The 15,473-nt window shown below is 62.4% G+C and carries 12 protein-coding genes; 2 read left to right on the plus strand and 10 right to left on the minus strand.

The window, feature by feature from the left end; translation table 11 throughout:
* Together lpdA and QRO95_RS22760 are read left to right on the plus strand one after the other, a co-directional pair.
* On the plus strand, positions 1–1,336 hold a 1,336-nt coding region (gene lpdA, locus QRO95_RS22755), incomplete at its 5' end, for a dihydrolipoyl dehydrogenase (protein ID WP_285303540.1).
* Positions 1,337–1,563: 227 nt separating this feature from the next.
* Complete coding sequence (locus QRO95_RS22760) at positions 1,564–2,763, plus strand: site-specific integrase (RefSeq protein ID WP_285303541.1); 1,200 nt, start codon at positions 1,564–1,566, stop codon at positions 2,761–2,763.
* A gap of 142 nt (positions 2,764–2,905) precedes the next feature.
* Here QRO95_RS22760 and QRO95_RS22765 read toward each other — a convergent pair whose 3' ends face one another.
* The 10 genes from QRO95_RS22765 to QRO95_RS22810 form a co-directional block, all read right to left on the minus strand.
* Complete coding sequence (locus tag QRO95_RS22765; protein ID WP_285303542.1) at positions 2,906–4,645, minus strand: UvrD-helicase domain-containing protein; 1,740 nt, start codon at positions 4,643–4,645, stop codon at positions 2,906–2,908.
* Positions 4,645–6,390, minus strand: a complete 1,746-nt coding sequence (locus tag QRO95_RS22770; protein ID WP_285303543.1) for an ATP-dependent endonuclease — start codon at positions 6,388–6,390, stop codon at positions 4,645–4,647. Before QRO95_RS22770 ends, QRO95_RS22765 begins: the two co-directional genes overlap by 1 nt.
* Before the next feature lie 108 nt (positions 6,391–6,498).
* Positions 6,499–7,248, minus strand: a complete 750-nt coding sequence (gene qatD, locus QRO95_RS22775; protein WP_285303544.1) for a Qat anti-phage system TatD family nuclease QatD — start codon at positions 7,246–7,248, stop codon at positions 6,499–6,501.
* Between the two features lie 13 nt (positions 7,249–7,261).
* On the minus strand, positions 7,262–8,629 hold the full coding sequence (qatC, locus tag QRO95_RS22780) for a Qat anti-phage system QueC-like protein QatC (protein ID WP_285303545.1): 1,368 nt from the start codon (positions 8,627–8,629) through the stop codon (positions 7,262–7,264).
* On the minus strand, positions 8,626–9,504 hold the full coding sequence (qatB, locus tag QRO95_RS25345) for a Qat anti-phage system associated protein QatB (RefSeq protein ID WP_343237340.1): 879 nt from the start codon (positions 9,502–9,504) through the stop codon (positions 8,626–8,628). The genes qatC and qatB overlap by 4 nt, the downstream gene beginning before the upstream one ends.
* Positions 9,504–11,438, minus strand: a complete 1,935-nt coding sequence (qatA, locus tag QRO95_RS22790; protein ID WP_285303547.1) for a Qat anti-phage system ATPase QatA — start codon at positions 11,436–11,438, stop codon at positions 9,504–9,506. The genes qatB and qatA overlap by 1 nt, the downstream gene beginning before the upstream one ends.
* Positions 11,435–12,043, minus strand: a complete 609-nt coding sequence (locus QRO95_RS22795) for a poly-gamma-glutamate hydrolase family protein (RefSeq protein WP_285303548.1) — start codon at positions 12,041–12,043, stop codon at positions 11,435–11,437. Before QRO95_RS22795 ends, qatA begins: the two co-directional genes overlap by 4 nt.
* A gap of 57 nt (positions 12,044–12,100) precedes the next feature.
* A complete protein-coding gene (locus QRO95_RS22800) occupies positions 12,101–13,018 on the minus strand; it encodes a restriction endonuclease (protein ID WP_285303549.1) in 918 nt (305 codons plus the stop codon).
* 11 nt (positions 13,019–13,029) lie between these two features.
* Positions 13,030–13,926 carry an antitoxin gene (locus QRO95_RS22805; protein ID WP_285303550.1) on the minus strand — a complete coding sequence of 299 codons (897 nt, stop codon included), beginning with the start codon at positions 13,924–13,926 and terminating at the stop codon, positions 13,030–13,032.
* The gene (locus tag QRO95_RS22810) at positions 13,926–15,017 is read right to left on the minus strand and encodes a hypothetical protein (protein ID WP_285303551.1); all 1,092 of its coding nucleotides are present in this window, start codon (positions 15,015–15,017) and stop codon (positions 13,926–13,928) included. The genes QRO95_RS22805 and QRO95_RS22810 overlap by 1 nt, the downstream gene beginning before the upstream one ends.
* Positions 15,018–15,473: the final 456 nt, after the last annotated feature.

The raw sequence follows: 15,473 nt of genomic DNA on the forward strand, positions 1-15,473 counted from the left end.
GGTCGAGCGTTACGCCAGCCTCGGTGGCGTCTGCCTCAACGTGGGCTGCATTCCGTCCAAGGCGCTGCTGCACGCTGCAGCGGTCATCGACGAAGTGGCCCACGCCGGTGATTTCGGCGTCGAGTTCGGCAAGCCGACCATCACCCTGGACAAGCTGCGCGAGTACAAGGAAAAGGTCGTCAACCAGCTGACCAAGGGCCTGGCCGGCATGGCCAAGCAGCGCAAGGTCCGCAGCGTGCAGGGCGTTGGCAAATTCGTTTCGGCCAACGAGCTGGAAATCACCGCCGCTGATGGCAGCACCCAGCTGCTGCGCTTCCAGAAGTGCATCATCGCTGCCGGTTCGCAGGCGGTGAAGCTGCCGAACTTCCCGTGGGACGACAAGCGCGTGATGGACTCCACCGACGCGCTGGAGCTGGCCGAAGTGCCGGGCTCGCTGCTGGTCGTCGGCGGCGGCATTATCGGCCTGGAAATGGCCACCGTGTACAGCGCGCTGGGTAGCAAGGTCACCGTGGTCGAGTTCATGGACCAGCTGATGCCGGGCGCCGACAAGGACCTGGTCAAGCCGCTGGCCGACCGCCTGAAGAAGCAGGGCATCGAAGTCCACCTGAAGACCAAGGCCTCGGGCGTCACCGCCGATGCCAAGGGCATCACCGTGACCTTCGACGCCGCCGAGGAAGGCCAGGCGCCTGCGCTGGCGCAGGGCACCTTCGATCGCGTGCTGGTGGCCGTGGGTCGCTCGCCGAACGGCAAGAAGATCGATGCCGAAAAGGCCGGCGTGCAGGTCACCGAGCGTGGCTTCATCCCGGTCGATCGCCAGATGCGCACCAATGTGCCGCACATCTTTGCCATCGGCGACATCGTCGGCAACCCGATGCTGGCCCACAAGGCCACGCATGAGGGCAAGCTGGCCGCCGAAGTGGCTGCCGGCCACAAGAAGGAATGGGTCGCCCGCGTGATTCCGTCGGTGGCCTACACCAACCCGGAAATCGCCTGGGTCGGCGTGACTGAGACCGAAGCCAAGGCCAAGGGCCTGAAGGTCGGCGTGGCCAAGTTCCCGTGGGCCGCCAGTGGCCGCGCGATCGGCATCGGCCGCACCGAGGGCTTCACCAAGCTGATCTTCGACGAAGAGACCCACCGCATCATCGGTGGTGCCATCGTCGGCGTGCACGCCGGTGACCTGCTGGCCGAGATCGGCCTGGCAATCGAGATGGGTGCGGAGGCGGAAGACATCGGCCACACCATCCATGCCCACCCGACGCTGAGCGAGTCGGTGGCGATGGCCTCGGAAATCTACGACGGCACGATCACCGATCTGTACATGCCGAAGAAGAAGTAAGGCGCCCGCGCCTTCGCGAACGAGAAGCCCCGGCATCTGCTGGGGTTTTTTGTTTGACGATGACTCTAGCCCGGTACTTCGCTGGACTGCGCCCAAGCCCGCTACAGCAGGTTTATCAAGGACTTAGGCGCGTCCATCATATGCCGGTGCTATCCGAAACTTGACCCGGCTTCCGGTCGCGTGGCTCCCACGTGGCTCTTGGAAACCGAGGTTTCCGAGGAGTCATCATGGCAAGAATCAAGCTCACCAAGTCCGCTGTCGATGCCGCCAAGCCCCAGGCGCAGGCCATCGAACTGCGGGACACCTTGGTGCCCGGCTTCCTGTGCAAGATCACCCCGGCCGGCCGCAAGGTGTTCATGCTCCAGTACCGCACGAACGCCGGCGAGCGGCGCAAGCCGGCCCTGGGGCAGTACGGGGAACTGACCGTCGAGCAGGCCCGCGTCATGGCGCAGGAATGGCTGGCCGAGGTGCGCAAGGGCGGCGACCCCAGCGCGGCCAAGGCCGCCGCCCGCAAGGCACAGACCATGAAGGAGTATTGCCACACCTTCATGGAGGACTACTCCAAGCAGCGTAACAAGCACAGCACGCAGCGCGGCTACCAGGGTGTCATCGACCGCTGCATCATCCCCATCCTGGGCCGGATGAAGGTGCAGGACGTGAAGCGCCCGGACGTGGCCGCGCTGATGAAGAAGCTGGCCCACAAGCCGGCCGAGGCGAACCGCGCCTTCGGCGTGCTGCGCAAGATGTTCAACCTGGCCGAAGTGTGGGGACTGCGCCCTGACGGCACGAACCCGTGCCGCCATGTCCCGATGTTTCCGCCGGGCAAGGAAACCCGGCTCATCGTGGACGATGAACTGGTGCGGATCTTCCGCCAGTTGGAAAAGCTGGAGGCCGAAGGGCTGGAGAGCTACGTCATCCCGCTGGCGATCCGCCTGCAATTCGAGTTCGCCGCCCGCCGCTCCGAAATCTGCCCGCTCGAATGGGGCTGGGTTGATCTGGAGAAGCGCCGGGTGGTCTGGCCCGACAGCAAGACCGGCGGCATTTCCAAGCCCATGAGCGAGGAAGCCTATCGGCTGCTTTCGACGGCGCCGCGCCGGGAGGGCTGCCCCTACGTCCTGCCGTCGCCCAACGACCCGGCCCGGCATCTGACGCATGGCGAACACTATGGCGGCTGGAAGCGCGCGCTCAAGGCCGCCGGCGTGCCCCACGTCGGCACGCACGGCATCCGCCACCGGGCCACGACCGACATTGCCAATTCGGGCGTGCCGACCAAGGTGGGCATGAAACTGACGGGCCACAAGACCGTGGCGATGTTCATGCACTACGTCCACACCGAGGACAAGCCGGTGCGGGATGCGACCGAACTTGTGGCGAGCCGGCGGCAGGCCATCACGGGCGCGCGGCGCCCTGCGGAGGCGATGGCATGACCAGGCACAAGGCATTTGCGTCGTCCGCAGCGCCGTCGGCGCCGCGGGGCGATCCGGCTTCAATCCCTGCCTTACCATAGGCATCAGGATTTCCGAGACGCTGTCTCGGAGTTCGAGCGACTTGCGAGCGGCCTGACGGCTGCTACGCTGGGGCTATCGCTGCGCCGGCTTCCTGAAACCCCCGTTCAAGCAAGACGGGTCTCAATTCCTCCAGCGCATTGGCCGGTACACCGAGCCACAGAAGATTGCGGGCGCGAGTCACGGCAACATAGCCGATGCGCCCGACTTCGGTGTCTACGCCGGCCAGCAGCGCATTGGCGTGTTCCCGGTTGGCCAAGTACAGCACAGCATCAAGGCTTTCGCCCTTCGCCTGATGGACTGTGTCCACTCGGATGCGCGGTGCGTCGTCGTTCGCTGCCAAGTCAGCGTCGGTGATCAGCGGCGCATTGGGCAACCCCCTTCTTGCGAGCTTGTTGCCCAGGTTGTTGGTGCTCGTCAAGCCGTGGTCTTGTGCGATTTGCGCCAGCAATGTCTTCGTCCGTTCCAGCAGCAGCGGATGCCACTGCGTGTCCCCGGTCAATGTCGCGGCCGGCAGCCCCGAATCTGGATTGCGCGTGAATGCCCAAACGAGCCGTCGCAGCATTCGATCATCCGGGTAGCGCCCGGGCTGCGTGATCTTTGCCACCAGTCCCTGCGGCGGGTTGGCAAGTAGACCGACGATGCCGGAAGCCACCAGCTTGAACGCGCCGAGATAGTCCTGGTGCCGGTCGCGCAGGATGGCGGCCTGTGCGAGAGCCTTGACGGTTCCCTGGCCTGGCGCCCCTTCGTTGCCGCCGAGCTTGTTGGCCATGTCCCGGGCGCGGCACAGCACGGCCGAGCTTTCCAGCTTCAGGTCGGCCGCCAATACCGCCGCCTGGAAAGCAGCGATGAGGTTCTCGCGTTCGGCGTTCCGGTAGGGCACGAAGAAAGCGCCATGCGTCGTATCGGGCACTAACCTGTCCGCGGTGTCTGCCCGCGTTGACAGCCTATTGGCCAAATCCAGAATCGCTGGCACAGACCGGAAGTTCCTGGTCAGGTGGAGACTGTTGACACCTTCCCACTGACCGTACCGTGTCAGGAACGCCCCATTGGCACCGGCGAACTCGTAGATGCCTTGGTTTGGATCACCGATCAACGAGACCTGGCAGCCCGCACCGACAAGCTGCTCGATGATGGCCTGATGAGCCGTACCGATGTCCTGCGCTTCGTCGATCAGAATATACGGATAGCGGCGGACCAGGGCGCGCAGGATGCCGGGCTGTTCTGCCAGGGTGCGGTAGCACCAGTAACGCCCGAGGTTGTGTGTATATGCACCTACCTGTCCAAGACGATGCACAAGGCGCGTCGCTTGCGCGGTATCCAGCCTGAGCGTCCGGTCGTTGTCCGCGTAGCAGAAATGGACACCGTTGTTGTCGATGCCAACTTGCATCTGCGTGATCTCGCGAGGATACGTGTTCGTCTGGAACCTGAAGCCGCCCAGGAACGCTTCCCCGCCCATCACAAGGAATGCAGCCTGCTGCGCACCCATCGTGCGATACGCGTGTGGGCGCAGCACGTTGCCGGTGATGAAGGTGTCTAGCGTGTCGATCTCGACGCGGCCGTGGGCGACGCTGGAGGGCACCTCCTGGACCAGATTCTGGTATTCGCGCCGAAAGGTATCCACGGCGACATTGGAGAACGACAGGAGAGCGACGCGACCGCGATTATCACCGAGTTGTCGGCGCATCTGCGCCAGCCGGCGTACGGCGGTGAACGTTTTGCCGCTGCCAGCGCAGGCAATTACGGACATCGGTGCGATTGGTGCGCCGATGACCTGCAACTGCTCGTCGGACGGCTGGGCCACTACTCGGGCTCCTTGACTTGGCAGGCGTGGGTGATTGCCTCGCGGATGTAGTCCGGCACTACGCACGCGGCGCCATCGGCAATCACCTGCGCGAGTGCCTGGCCGAAGCGGCCTTTCTGCACGTTGTTCTGCGGGCGCTCAAACATGCCGCTGAAAAGGGCGCGCGCCTTGGCCGCATCGCCTTCCGCGGCTTCGACCGTTACTGCGACGGTTTCGCCAATCTTCGGGTGCAGCTCCTTGAGAGCCGCCAGCATCGCGACACGGTTGTCGGCATGCAGGGCCAAGTCGTATTCGAATGTCTTGAGACCGTGGAATATCTTGACGAAGGCATCCTCGCCTTCCTTCATCTTGGCGGTGTTGTCCGACACCTTCACAGCAGTACCGGGCGCGGGGTAGGCCGCCTGCTGTTCTCCGTCGCCGTCGGGGTCGTCGACCGGGTCCGCGTCTGTGATGACAGCCACCGGAACCTTCAGTGCCTTTTCGCCGAACAACGGCAGGAACGAGTCGAAGTTCAATCCTTCGACGCTGATCAGGCTGACACCGTGTTCGCGCAGCCTATGCCCGCACTTCTCCGCCAACACGCTCACCAACATCAACTCGGCCGCGCCTTCGACGAAGATGACACGGCGGGCAAAGAACAACTCGGCACGGGTCACGTCGAGGTAACGTTCCAGCTTCTCTCGCTTCCCCTTGCCGAAGGCAATCGTACGCGGAAAGAATGTCTCCACGGAGCTTCCCGTATCGACCAGGCAGGCAAGGCTGTCGAGATCGGCGATGCTGGCGAAGTTGGGGGAGTGGCTGGTAACGAACAACTGGACAGGCTTCTCGCCTTCGACGGCCTTGATAGTCCCCAGATAGTCCAGCAGTACCGCCTGAAGTTGCGGGTGCAGGTGCGCCTCCGGCTCCTCGATGATCAGGCCTCGATAGCTTGCTTCCGGGTTCTTGGTCAGCTCACTGAGCACGACGGCCATGAAGATCAAGTTGTTGAAGCCGAGCCCGTTCTGCTCGATCTCGAACGCGTCCACCACCAGCGACAGGCGCGACGCCAGCCGCTGGAAGTCGCTACCGCTCAGGCCAAGATCCAGAATTTGGGCAAGCTGCGGCCCAAGCATCGTGCCGTGCCGATTCTTGATGGCTGTGTGAGTGTTGACGACCGGCTCGTGCTTCTTCAACTCCTCGTCGAGCTTTTTCAGCGCGTCGTTGATGCCATCGCGTCCCGCGTCGTCAGCCAGGAGCTGAAACAACCGGGCCAATTGGCTGGTGCGACTGGGCTTGAGTCCTTGCGAAGCGTCCCGCAGCGGCGGCAGATAGACACCGCGCAAGTTCTCCATCATGTCTGCGGTCAAGCCCATGTCCTCGTGGTCGCCACACCAGCGCTTGGCACGCAGCCTTCCCGTCTTGTCGGCTTCCGAGTAACGGATGGTGATATGCGCTTCGAGCTTGCCGAGTGCGTCGGGCTTCAGCGCTGCCAGGAAGTCGGCCTCGTCATCCGGGTCCAAATCACGAAAGACGTACTGGAACTCGATGTTGCCCGCCGGAGCACCGCCCTTGGGCCGGTGCATATCCTCGCTGTCAAGGCGCGGGTACGGCTCATCATGCCCCGCAAGCAGCGCACGTAGTGCATCGACGACAGCGGTCTTGCCGACGTTGTTAGCGCCGACCAGAACGTTCAGTCCTGGCTGGAAGCTCAGATCAGCTTTCTGTAGTTTCCTGAAGTTGGATATTCTCAGTTGTGCCAGATACACCGATGATGTCCTCCTGCGGCCCGTTTCGTGAGTCGGTCGGCAGCCAATTGTCGTGTCGGAGTCACGGCAATTGGCGCCCGAAAGCACACTTGGTTCGGCCGACCATCACTACCCGAGCAACGCGCGTAGGTTGTCGCGAACGAGGTTGGCTACATTGGTCGCAGGCAACCCATGCAAACGGCTCAGTGACTCCACCACGCCCGCCACATCGGCCGGCCGCGAAGGTCTGTCGCCGGTGCGAGTAAAGGGACCGTCGGTTTCCGTCAGCATCCGATCCAGCGGGATGGTCTGCACCATTGGCGCGTGCTTCTCATTGCCAAGCATTCCTGCGTTGATCGAGAAGTAGCAGCCCAACTCCAGCGCACGCTTCGCCTCGCTCTTTGTCCCGGTGAACCAATGAAGAACGATCTTGCCGCGCTCGGGTGGCAGATGCGTCTGGACAAGATCAAGTACCGCCTTGGCTGACCTGATGCTGTGGACCGTGATGATTTTCCCACCGGCCTGAGCGCAGCGCTGCAACACATGCTGGAATACACGCTTCTGCGCATCGAGCGACTTGAAGAACCGGGGGCCAGCGTCCAATCCGACCTCACCGATGTAGCGCGTCTCCGCAAGGTATCGATCCCACAATTCGATTTCGTTTTCACGCTCCGCGACCAACTGCGGATGCAGCCCCAGCGCCGCTCGAACATGCTTCGTTCGCTGCGCGAGTTCGTGATTGCGAGGCCAGGCGCGCGGTGTTGTCGTCACCGCTAGCGTGAACACGGCGGCCGCCTCCGCATCCTGAACTGCCACGGCATGGTCCGGGTAGAGATCGAGGTGGCAGTGGAAGTCCACGAGGCCGGTTGAAGAGATCATGCACGCATCCTCGTCAGCTCGGTCTCGCCTCGGCGCCGTCGATAAGTTGCGCGACTTCATCAAGGCCACGCCGGTAGACATCGGCAAGCTGATCCAGATGCGCGGCTTCATCCGCAAGCGAGCCCGGCTTGTGGATCAGAAGGTTCGCGAGCTGCGGCTTCCCTTTCAAGCGTTCGATCGCGTACTGAAAAGATCTGACTTGCACTCCGGTCGCTTGGCGCGTGTCCAACGGCTGCGCTTGAAGGTCGGGCACGGTATACGTCGTCGGGTCGTTTCCTGTCCCCCACGCTGCCGTTAACGCTGCTCGGCGGATTAGGCATGGCAGGCAATAGCCACAGTGCTCGATGCCACGTCCGAGCCATCGCGCATAGGCAGGGTGTGCACACGACAGCGAATCTGGTGCCAATTTCTTCAAGAGGGCTGGGTTATGGCAGGCTGCGGCCATCTCGCCCTTCGTCTTGTCCCAATACGGATTCTGGACCTCGCCGTCGATGCCGAGTGTGCCGAGCAGGTCATTCCATCGTGCCATGTAGTAGGGATGGGTGGTCCGCGTGCTATTCGAACCCAGCCGCAGAGGGTCCAAAGGCACATTCAATGCGATCAGCCCATTCTCGGGGACGCGTAGTACAAAACGGCGACCCAACCCAGTGCCAGCGAACACGCCGAGCGCGAAGAACAGGAACGATCTGCCGCGCGTGCTGTCTTCCGAGCCAACGTCTGCCACGAGGCCTTTCTTAAAGGTCATGCCGACACGCAACCGCTCGAAAGACGATTTGGCGTAGTTCTTCTTCAGGCCCGTGAACAACTTGCCCTGCGCGTCGCTGATCGAACCTTCGCCGAAGTGGCTGACCAGCAATGGCGTAGCACCATCCTCCAGCAGGTCGATGGCACCAATCAGGCTGTCCAGTCCCCCCGAGAACAGGCTGAGGGAATCGAAGGGCGGAGCGATCAGGCTTGGAGGCGCCGCCTGAGCGATCGTCGCGAACCGGTTCGGACGTGCCCTGAATCCGATCGTCCACCGATCACCCGTCAAGAAGTCGAGAGATTTTTTAAGTGTCGGCGCTGCTACGCCCCAACGAGCTGGATCGCTGACCGGCACGACGAGCCGTATCTCGCGCGTCCACGAGTCCTGAGACTGCTCGGCACGAGAGATGCGCGTGTCCGCCGCATGGACATGCGCGGCCAGCACCAGCAGGTCGATGCCGATCTCCGACGGAAACACCCCAATCTTCTTCAGATTGGTGAGCGCACCACCGATGCCGTGATCCAAGGACTTTTCGCCGGCGACGAGTTGCAGATAGGTTCTCTGTTCATCGGCGCCTGCCGTCACATCGAAGCTGTCATCGGGGCCGAAGCGGCCTGCTAGGAGTTGTCGCTTCATTGGTTGACCTCCGCATCGCCCAAGGTCTGCAAGATCGCAAATGCGGACTCGTACACAGCGTCCACGAAGCCTTGAATCCGCTCGGGCGTGAGATTGGGTGTCTCCGCCCTTGCACGAGTGAGTGCGTCGCTTACCCCGCCTCGGATGAAGTCACGTAGCTGTTGCTCGACGCGGTGCGCCGCATGCGTATCTGCCGGCATGGTCACGGCTTTGGTGCCGATGTCATTGCAGATGCGCGCCTCGATGGCATGGGTGGCATACAACTCGAATACCGTCTGCATCTGATCCGGAGTGAACGTTGCCAAGTCGGTGAGACCTTCGCTCGCCAGTTCAACGATGGTTTCGATGTAGGCCTCGCGGGCGATGCCCTCATCGACCGTGCCAGCGCCTGGGCAGATGTAGTCGGCCAGTCCCACGAAGATTTCAGTGATCGGGCGACCTGCCAACGATTCCAGGTCCAGGGCACGCAGCGCCTCGCGCACACCCCGAGTTTGCGCATCGGCCAAGAAGCCGAGGAGCCGTGCGCCGGCCCCCCGAGAGGCGCCCATGCGTTGGGCAGCCTGGCGCGCGCCTCCAGCGGACGTTGAGACGTACCTTGAGACAGCGCGACCCATGTTGGCCCGATCACCACCGCCCGAACCAGCAAATCGCGTGAAGCTGTTGCGAGCGCCGGAGAAGCGTTGAGGATCTGCTGTCCTGGGAATGGGCGGGCGGTTTGGCGGCACAGGCGGCGCAGCGCCATCGGCGGGTGGTTGGCCATCCGGCCCTGCGCCATCGCCTGGAGCGGAAGCAGGGGCGTCACCGCCGTCGCCCAACCATGATGGAACAAGCGGTGTTCCACCGCCAGGGCCACTGTAAGCTGTCGAGGTTCCCATCAACGCCCTCCCTTCGTATCTTTGAGCGCTGCTTCGGCGCTGGCTTTGAGGCCGGGGTTATTGGTGACTTTGCTCCAGTCACCCAGCAGCTTCGTCAGGCGAGCAGCACATTCGGTGTCTTTGATGACACCCTGCCAGCCGCTGACAACCCATGGCCCGCACTTGCTGCTTGGCAGTGCCTCTAGGAAGTCCATCAACTGGCCCTGGAGGCCGGGCTGCGCCTTCACAAGGACGACGAAGCCATCAACACCCGCTGGCTTGGTGTCGAAGGTGCCCGTGCTCATGATCTTGCTGCGAACGGCCTCGAACACTTTTTCGGCTTCGGGCTGCACGAGTTGCTTCAGCTCGGCTTCGTAGCCTTGGACGGTCATCTTGCCGCCGAACAGCTTCTCGACCACGCCAGCCAGATGACCCAGCACCGACACCGGGCCAAAGTAGTCCTTCTTGTCCTTTGTCACGAACAAATAGGGGCGCAGGTCGAGCCCTGAGAGCTTCGGCGAGAGGCGAGCCCAGTCGCGCACCGACTCCGACGACTTCCATTCGGTCACCACGGCGTTGTCGGGCGCAGGTGTAGGCTCGGCGGCCTTCTTCCCTTTCGGCTCACCATCTTTGCTGTTAGCCGCAGCCAAACTCTTCTCAAGCGTTTCAAGGTCTTCGCACAGCCCCTGTGGATGGACCGCCGCGACGAACGCAATCTGCTCGAACAACCTTGGGATGAAGCGCTCCGCGAGCATGAGCTTCGCAAGCACGGGGAGCGTGATGTCGTCGCCGAAACCGCGCGCGGTCGCGGTGCGCTCGCGCAACAGCAGCGTGTTGAGGAAGCGCTTGATCTGACGCGGGTTGCCCTTCGTGCCGCTTGCCAGGATGGGGCCGATCTGGTCGCTGAGGGTAAGCGCATTGTTCGCCTTCTCGGCCTGCTTGCCGAGCGTCGTCTTGACCGTCATGGCGTCCAGCCCCCCGCTAGTCCAAGGTCGTTTCAGCTTCTCCCGCGCGACCGCGATCAGCTTCGCGTAGTCCTCGTCGTTCTCTCCGATCTCGGCGCCGGCCAACAACAACGTGACGTAAATCCGCGTCTCAGCTTCGCCGAGGGCTGGAATGCGGAATGGAACCTGGATGAGCTTTTCGAGATAGTTGCGAGCGTAGTCGCGCGGTCCGGTGCTGTCGGGCAGATCTGGAAAGTGCTTGCGCACCGCATACTCGATCATCGCCTCGTCGGCCGCGACGACGAACGCCGTCCGCGCGGTGAACACGAACAGCCGGATGGCTTCGAGCGTTTCAATGGCGGTGTCGGGCAGGCAACGGTCGAGGTCATCGATCAGGACAACGAGCTGCTTGATGCCTGCGTCTTTCAAGAGCTGGTCGAACGCCTTGCGGAACGCCTCCACTTCCTCCGGCACATTCTTGGACTCGTCCGGCTTCAGCAGGGCCTTGGCTTCATCGATGGCCGTCGAGATGTTCTCTTTTGTCACGAGCTTGGCGGGGTCTGCCACCAGCGCTTCGAGCGAGCCGACGACGGCTCCGATTTGCTCGGGCGTCGGGATACCCGTGAAGGCGGTCAAGGCCAAACCACCGGCTCTCTTGGCGACCTTCAGCCAGTCGATGCGGCGGAAGACATCCTTGACGGCCACAGCCGCCTTGTTCAACGCTGGTCTTTTCTCGACCAGGCCCGTGACGATTCCTTCGATCAGGGCTATCTTCGCGTCCTCAAAGCCTTGAAAACGCCACCCATTGAATTTGAGGCACAGGACATCGTTCTTGTCTGCAAAGCCCGCCTCGATCATTTCGAGCACGCTGGACTTGCCCGCCCCCCAGTCGCCGTGCACGCCGATCGTCACCGGATGATCGGGCTTGGCACGAAGCAGCCCGACGATCGTGGCAGCGATGGCCTCGTTGTTTAGCAGGTCGACTTTTGTTTCGTTGTCGGTCAGGATCATTTCCCTTGTCCTCTTTCTTGGTCCGCGTTCGGCAACGCCATCAGCACCGAGCGGATCGCCTTGCATATCGCGTCGCGTGGCCCGTGCAGCCTGAGTCCTAATGTCAGTTCGAGCTGCACACCGATGCCGCGTCGTCCCCGATTGCAAATGTTCTTCGGGTCTGTGGCGGGAAACGGGTGATCCTCGCTTTGGGCATCGACTCCGATCCCATGCATCGCTTCTCTGATCGCCAGCTTCAAAGGTCCATCAAGCCCGCCGAGGAGAACTCGTTGATCATCGCCGCCGCATCCGTGAATCGCAACGACGTAATCGCACTTGGACAGGAGTTCCAAACAACGCGGTTCGTCGAACCGATGGCTTGTCAGATGCAACGTTGAATAGTTGCCGGACGGCCTAATTCCTTCAAAGGAGTAGAGATTGAAGTCTCCTCCAGCAACGCCGCAGGCGATGTCCGACGTGTACTTCTCGATCCTTCCTCCATGCGGCGCAATGACAGCGATCGACGACGCCGCGACCGGACGCACAAGCACTCTGTAGTCCTCACCTTCGGCTTGGGCTTTGGCTAGATCGGCATAGCCCCTATAGCTGGAGGCGAGGCTGTTCATTCTTGATTCCAGTGGATCTTTGACAGGTTCTTGGGTGACATAGCGATCGCCTGCATCTCAGAGCTTCTTCTCGGCACCGGATATGGGATGGACGTAGATGAGCCCTTTGGTTTGTGCCGCCTTGACTTTGCGATCGATCATCTCCCGCAAACTCAGGTGCCCTTCCAGTACCAAGATCAGATCCTCGCCGTCGATGAATAGCGTTTGAATTTCCTTGCCAATTACGAGGCTACGAATAACCTCTGAACTAAAGCCATTCACTGAAATGAACAGGCCGCGTCCGTATAGTTTGCCCGCCACTTTGCCGGCAAACTGGTAGACGGGCTCGTTGCTTGCAGACCGTTCCTGCCACTTCGCTTCAATCAGATAATGTTCCCCGTCGAACTTCACTGCGCCATCGACCTGCTCTCCGTTTACGCGGAAAGCCTCGGTGGTCTCCAGATGAGAGAGGCGTGACAACTCGGCCAAGATCCGTTCCAGCGCGTACCCGCGCTGCTGCCGTGAGGTCTTGTCGGCGAGGAGATCGAGGTATTCGGCGCGTAGTTGATCGAGCGACGCTGTGGGTTGCTGGCGAGCTGCATCCTGTGCAGCTCTGCGCTCGCGATCGGCCTTGATCCTGGCGTCTCGAATTTCCTGCAGTTGGCGGAGATGCTCCAGACTCTTGTTGGCTGTGCTGCGGTCCAGCTTGCGTAGCTTGTCGAAATAGTACGGGTCGAAATGCGACCAGCTCAGTAGCGATTGCAGCATCGCCCGGAATGGGCCAAGGCCGTTGTCAGAACGTGCTGCGAGTGCGGAGAACAGAGCATCAACTATTTCATGTCGCTTGAGGGCATTCTCGCCCTCGATCTGCAACCGCGCGATCTCCGCCTTCGTGCATCCGTGCTTTTCGAAGAAGCCCACAATGTCCTTGCGTGGCCAGAACAGGGACAGGATGCAGTCCTTCATGCAGCCTTTGATGTCGGCGGGAAAGTTCATGTCGCCGATCCTCAACCGATCCGAGCCAGCAGTTGCTCTATCACGTCACAGGCCTGCCGCTGCCGCAGTGCCCGTGCTTCACGCAAATCTGGCTCGTCGCTTTCGCCCAGCTCGAACCTGGCGACCGATACGGGGCCATCCTTGCGGTAGCCCTCGATCTTCTCGTCGCCTGCGAAACGGCTGCGCACGATCGCCAGCGAGGCCTCGATGACGGCACCGTGCTTGCCGCGCCGCTCGTTGCGGAAGGCTTCGGCCACGGCGGCCATGCCCTCGGGCGCGTGCTCGATGCAATAGACCAAGTCGTGCGCGTCCTTGCGCTCGAAGCGCTGATCGAACGCGAAGGACTTCAAGCAGGTGAAGCTGACGAGATTGGCGTGCTTGATCTTCTCGGTGGCGATGCCGTTGCCGCCCAGCAGTTCGGCCTGGATCTCGGTGACTTGGTACAGGTCGAAGACGATGGACGAGTGCGGGATGTTCAGGGCCGAGATCGTCCCTTCGGTCGGCAGCGGTTGTACCTTGCCGCCAACGAGGTCCGGCGCATCCGCCAGCAGTTCCAGCACCATCAGCGCACCATGCTCGGTACGGGTCTGCCAACGCCACGAGAGCTTCTTCCCGGCTTCGTTCTCGGCACGCTCGAAGCCCATCTTCTTGAGGTTATCCTCCAGCGTGTGATAGGCCTCGGTGTCGGCCAGGATTTGCAGGTCGATCACGATGTCCACATCCAGCGTACCGGCGTGCGCCGGCACCGCGGGTGGCCGTGCGGCGACGAGATACCGCGGCGTGAGCCCGCCGACCAGGTAGACCGAATCCTTCCACGGTCCGAGACCGCGCAGCAGCGTCACGAGGACACGTTCGCAGTCCACGGTGTACTGGTCACTGTAGCCGTCGAGCGTTGCGGGCTTGGCCATCAGAAGCCGATCCTTTCTTTGCGGAAGTGCTCGGCCATTTCCTTGGAGCGGCCTTCGCCACGCAGCAGGTCGAGATAGATCTGGATTGGGCTGGCCAGCCATAGGCCGTCGATCTGCTCGCGGAACAGTAGTTCGCCTGACGACTTGGCTTCGATGACCCCCAAATTGGCGCCCTCATTGACGACACGCGCGTCCAGGTCACCGATCGCCGCATCGGCGTTCCCGCCGATCAGCACGCGCACCCGCACTTGGGAGACATGAGAAATGAACGGCGCATAGCGCTGCGCGGCGGCTTCGTGGCTGATCGCGTACTGGACCTCGTGCGCGTCGAATACCTGGCCGATTCGCGTCGCCAGCGTGTCCGCCTTCGTGCCCGGCACGTAGTATCGCCGCACAGGTGACGGACGGATGGTGGCGAGCTGCTTGGCCCATGCGTCCAGCAAGGCCGCCGGCTCGCGAAGGTGGCGCTCCTTGCCCGGGCCTTGCCCACGCACTACCAGCCAGTCGAAGCGCTCCAGTTCGGTCAGCACTTGGGAGGCGGTGGCGGGCGACACCGTCGCCTGCTGCGCCAACTCGGTGACGCCGAACCACTTCTGATGCCGTACCAGCAGGGCGTGAAGCACCTGGGCACGTCGCCCGGTGAACAGCGACCGCACCGACTTCGCCAGGGCTTTGGGGGGCGGCTTGTCGATATAGAGGTACGCACCGGGGGCGGGTAGGTACAGGCTGCCGCCGCTGTCGTAGTAGCCGACGCGCTCGCTTCTGAGCAGTTCCTTCGCGCCGGGGGAGATGGACTCGGCGACGAGGAGTGGCAAGGGGTTCTCCCGCTGCCCGGTGGGCCTCCCGTGGCTCGCCGCCCGGAGTTGCCAAATTACTTGGCGGACATCTCGCGGAAAGACGACCTTCTTAGCTTCAAGCAACAGGACGAACGGCTTCCCAGCAACGTGCAAATCGACCTGGGCGTCGTACCCGCGATCGCTGGGCTGGGCGGCTGGCTCCTGGGCGAGGTCGGCCTCTACCTCGGGTAGCTCCCGCAGGGCGTCAACCAAGCGCGCGATCAACTCTCGTTCAGTCAGGGTGGACTCAAACATGCAGCGCGGAGCCTTGTTCACTGTTCAGTAAATATGCGAACTCTACCGAAAATTCAGCCGAATGGCAATTTTTACTGTGCAGTGAAAGAGCGACGGCAGCCTACAGCCCATGCCGAGCCCCCTGTCGGGCGTCACGGCGTTCCGCCGGCGGGCTCGCGGGCTGCGCCCCGCGCTTCTTGCCGAATCGCGGCCATTCGGCTTTGACCCCTGACGCCTCCGGCCCTCCCAGGCCTGCGCGCTCCGCTTACCGGAAACCCCGCATGCGTGAGGAGGCGGTCTTGCCGTGTCCCTTCACCGTATCACGGCGTTCTCGCCGTACAAGGGCTGCGCGCCGATGGCGCTTGCGTCCTCGCGGCCGTCTGCGACCCCTGACTGCTGCGCTGCGCCGTGAGGGCGACGGTTCCGGGCAATTCCGCCCGTGCAACCGGAGATCGTCATGAACGACAAATCACACGT

This window comes from Stenotrophomonas maltophilia group sp. Smal13, from assembly GCF_030236855.1.
Lineage (GTDB): Bacteria > Pseudomonadota > Gammaproteobacteria > Xanthomonadales > Xanthomonadaceae > Stenotrophomonas > Stenotrophomonas maltophilia_A.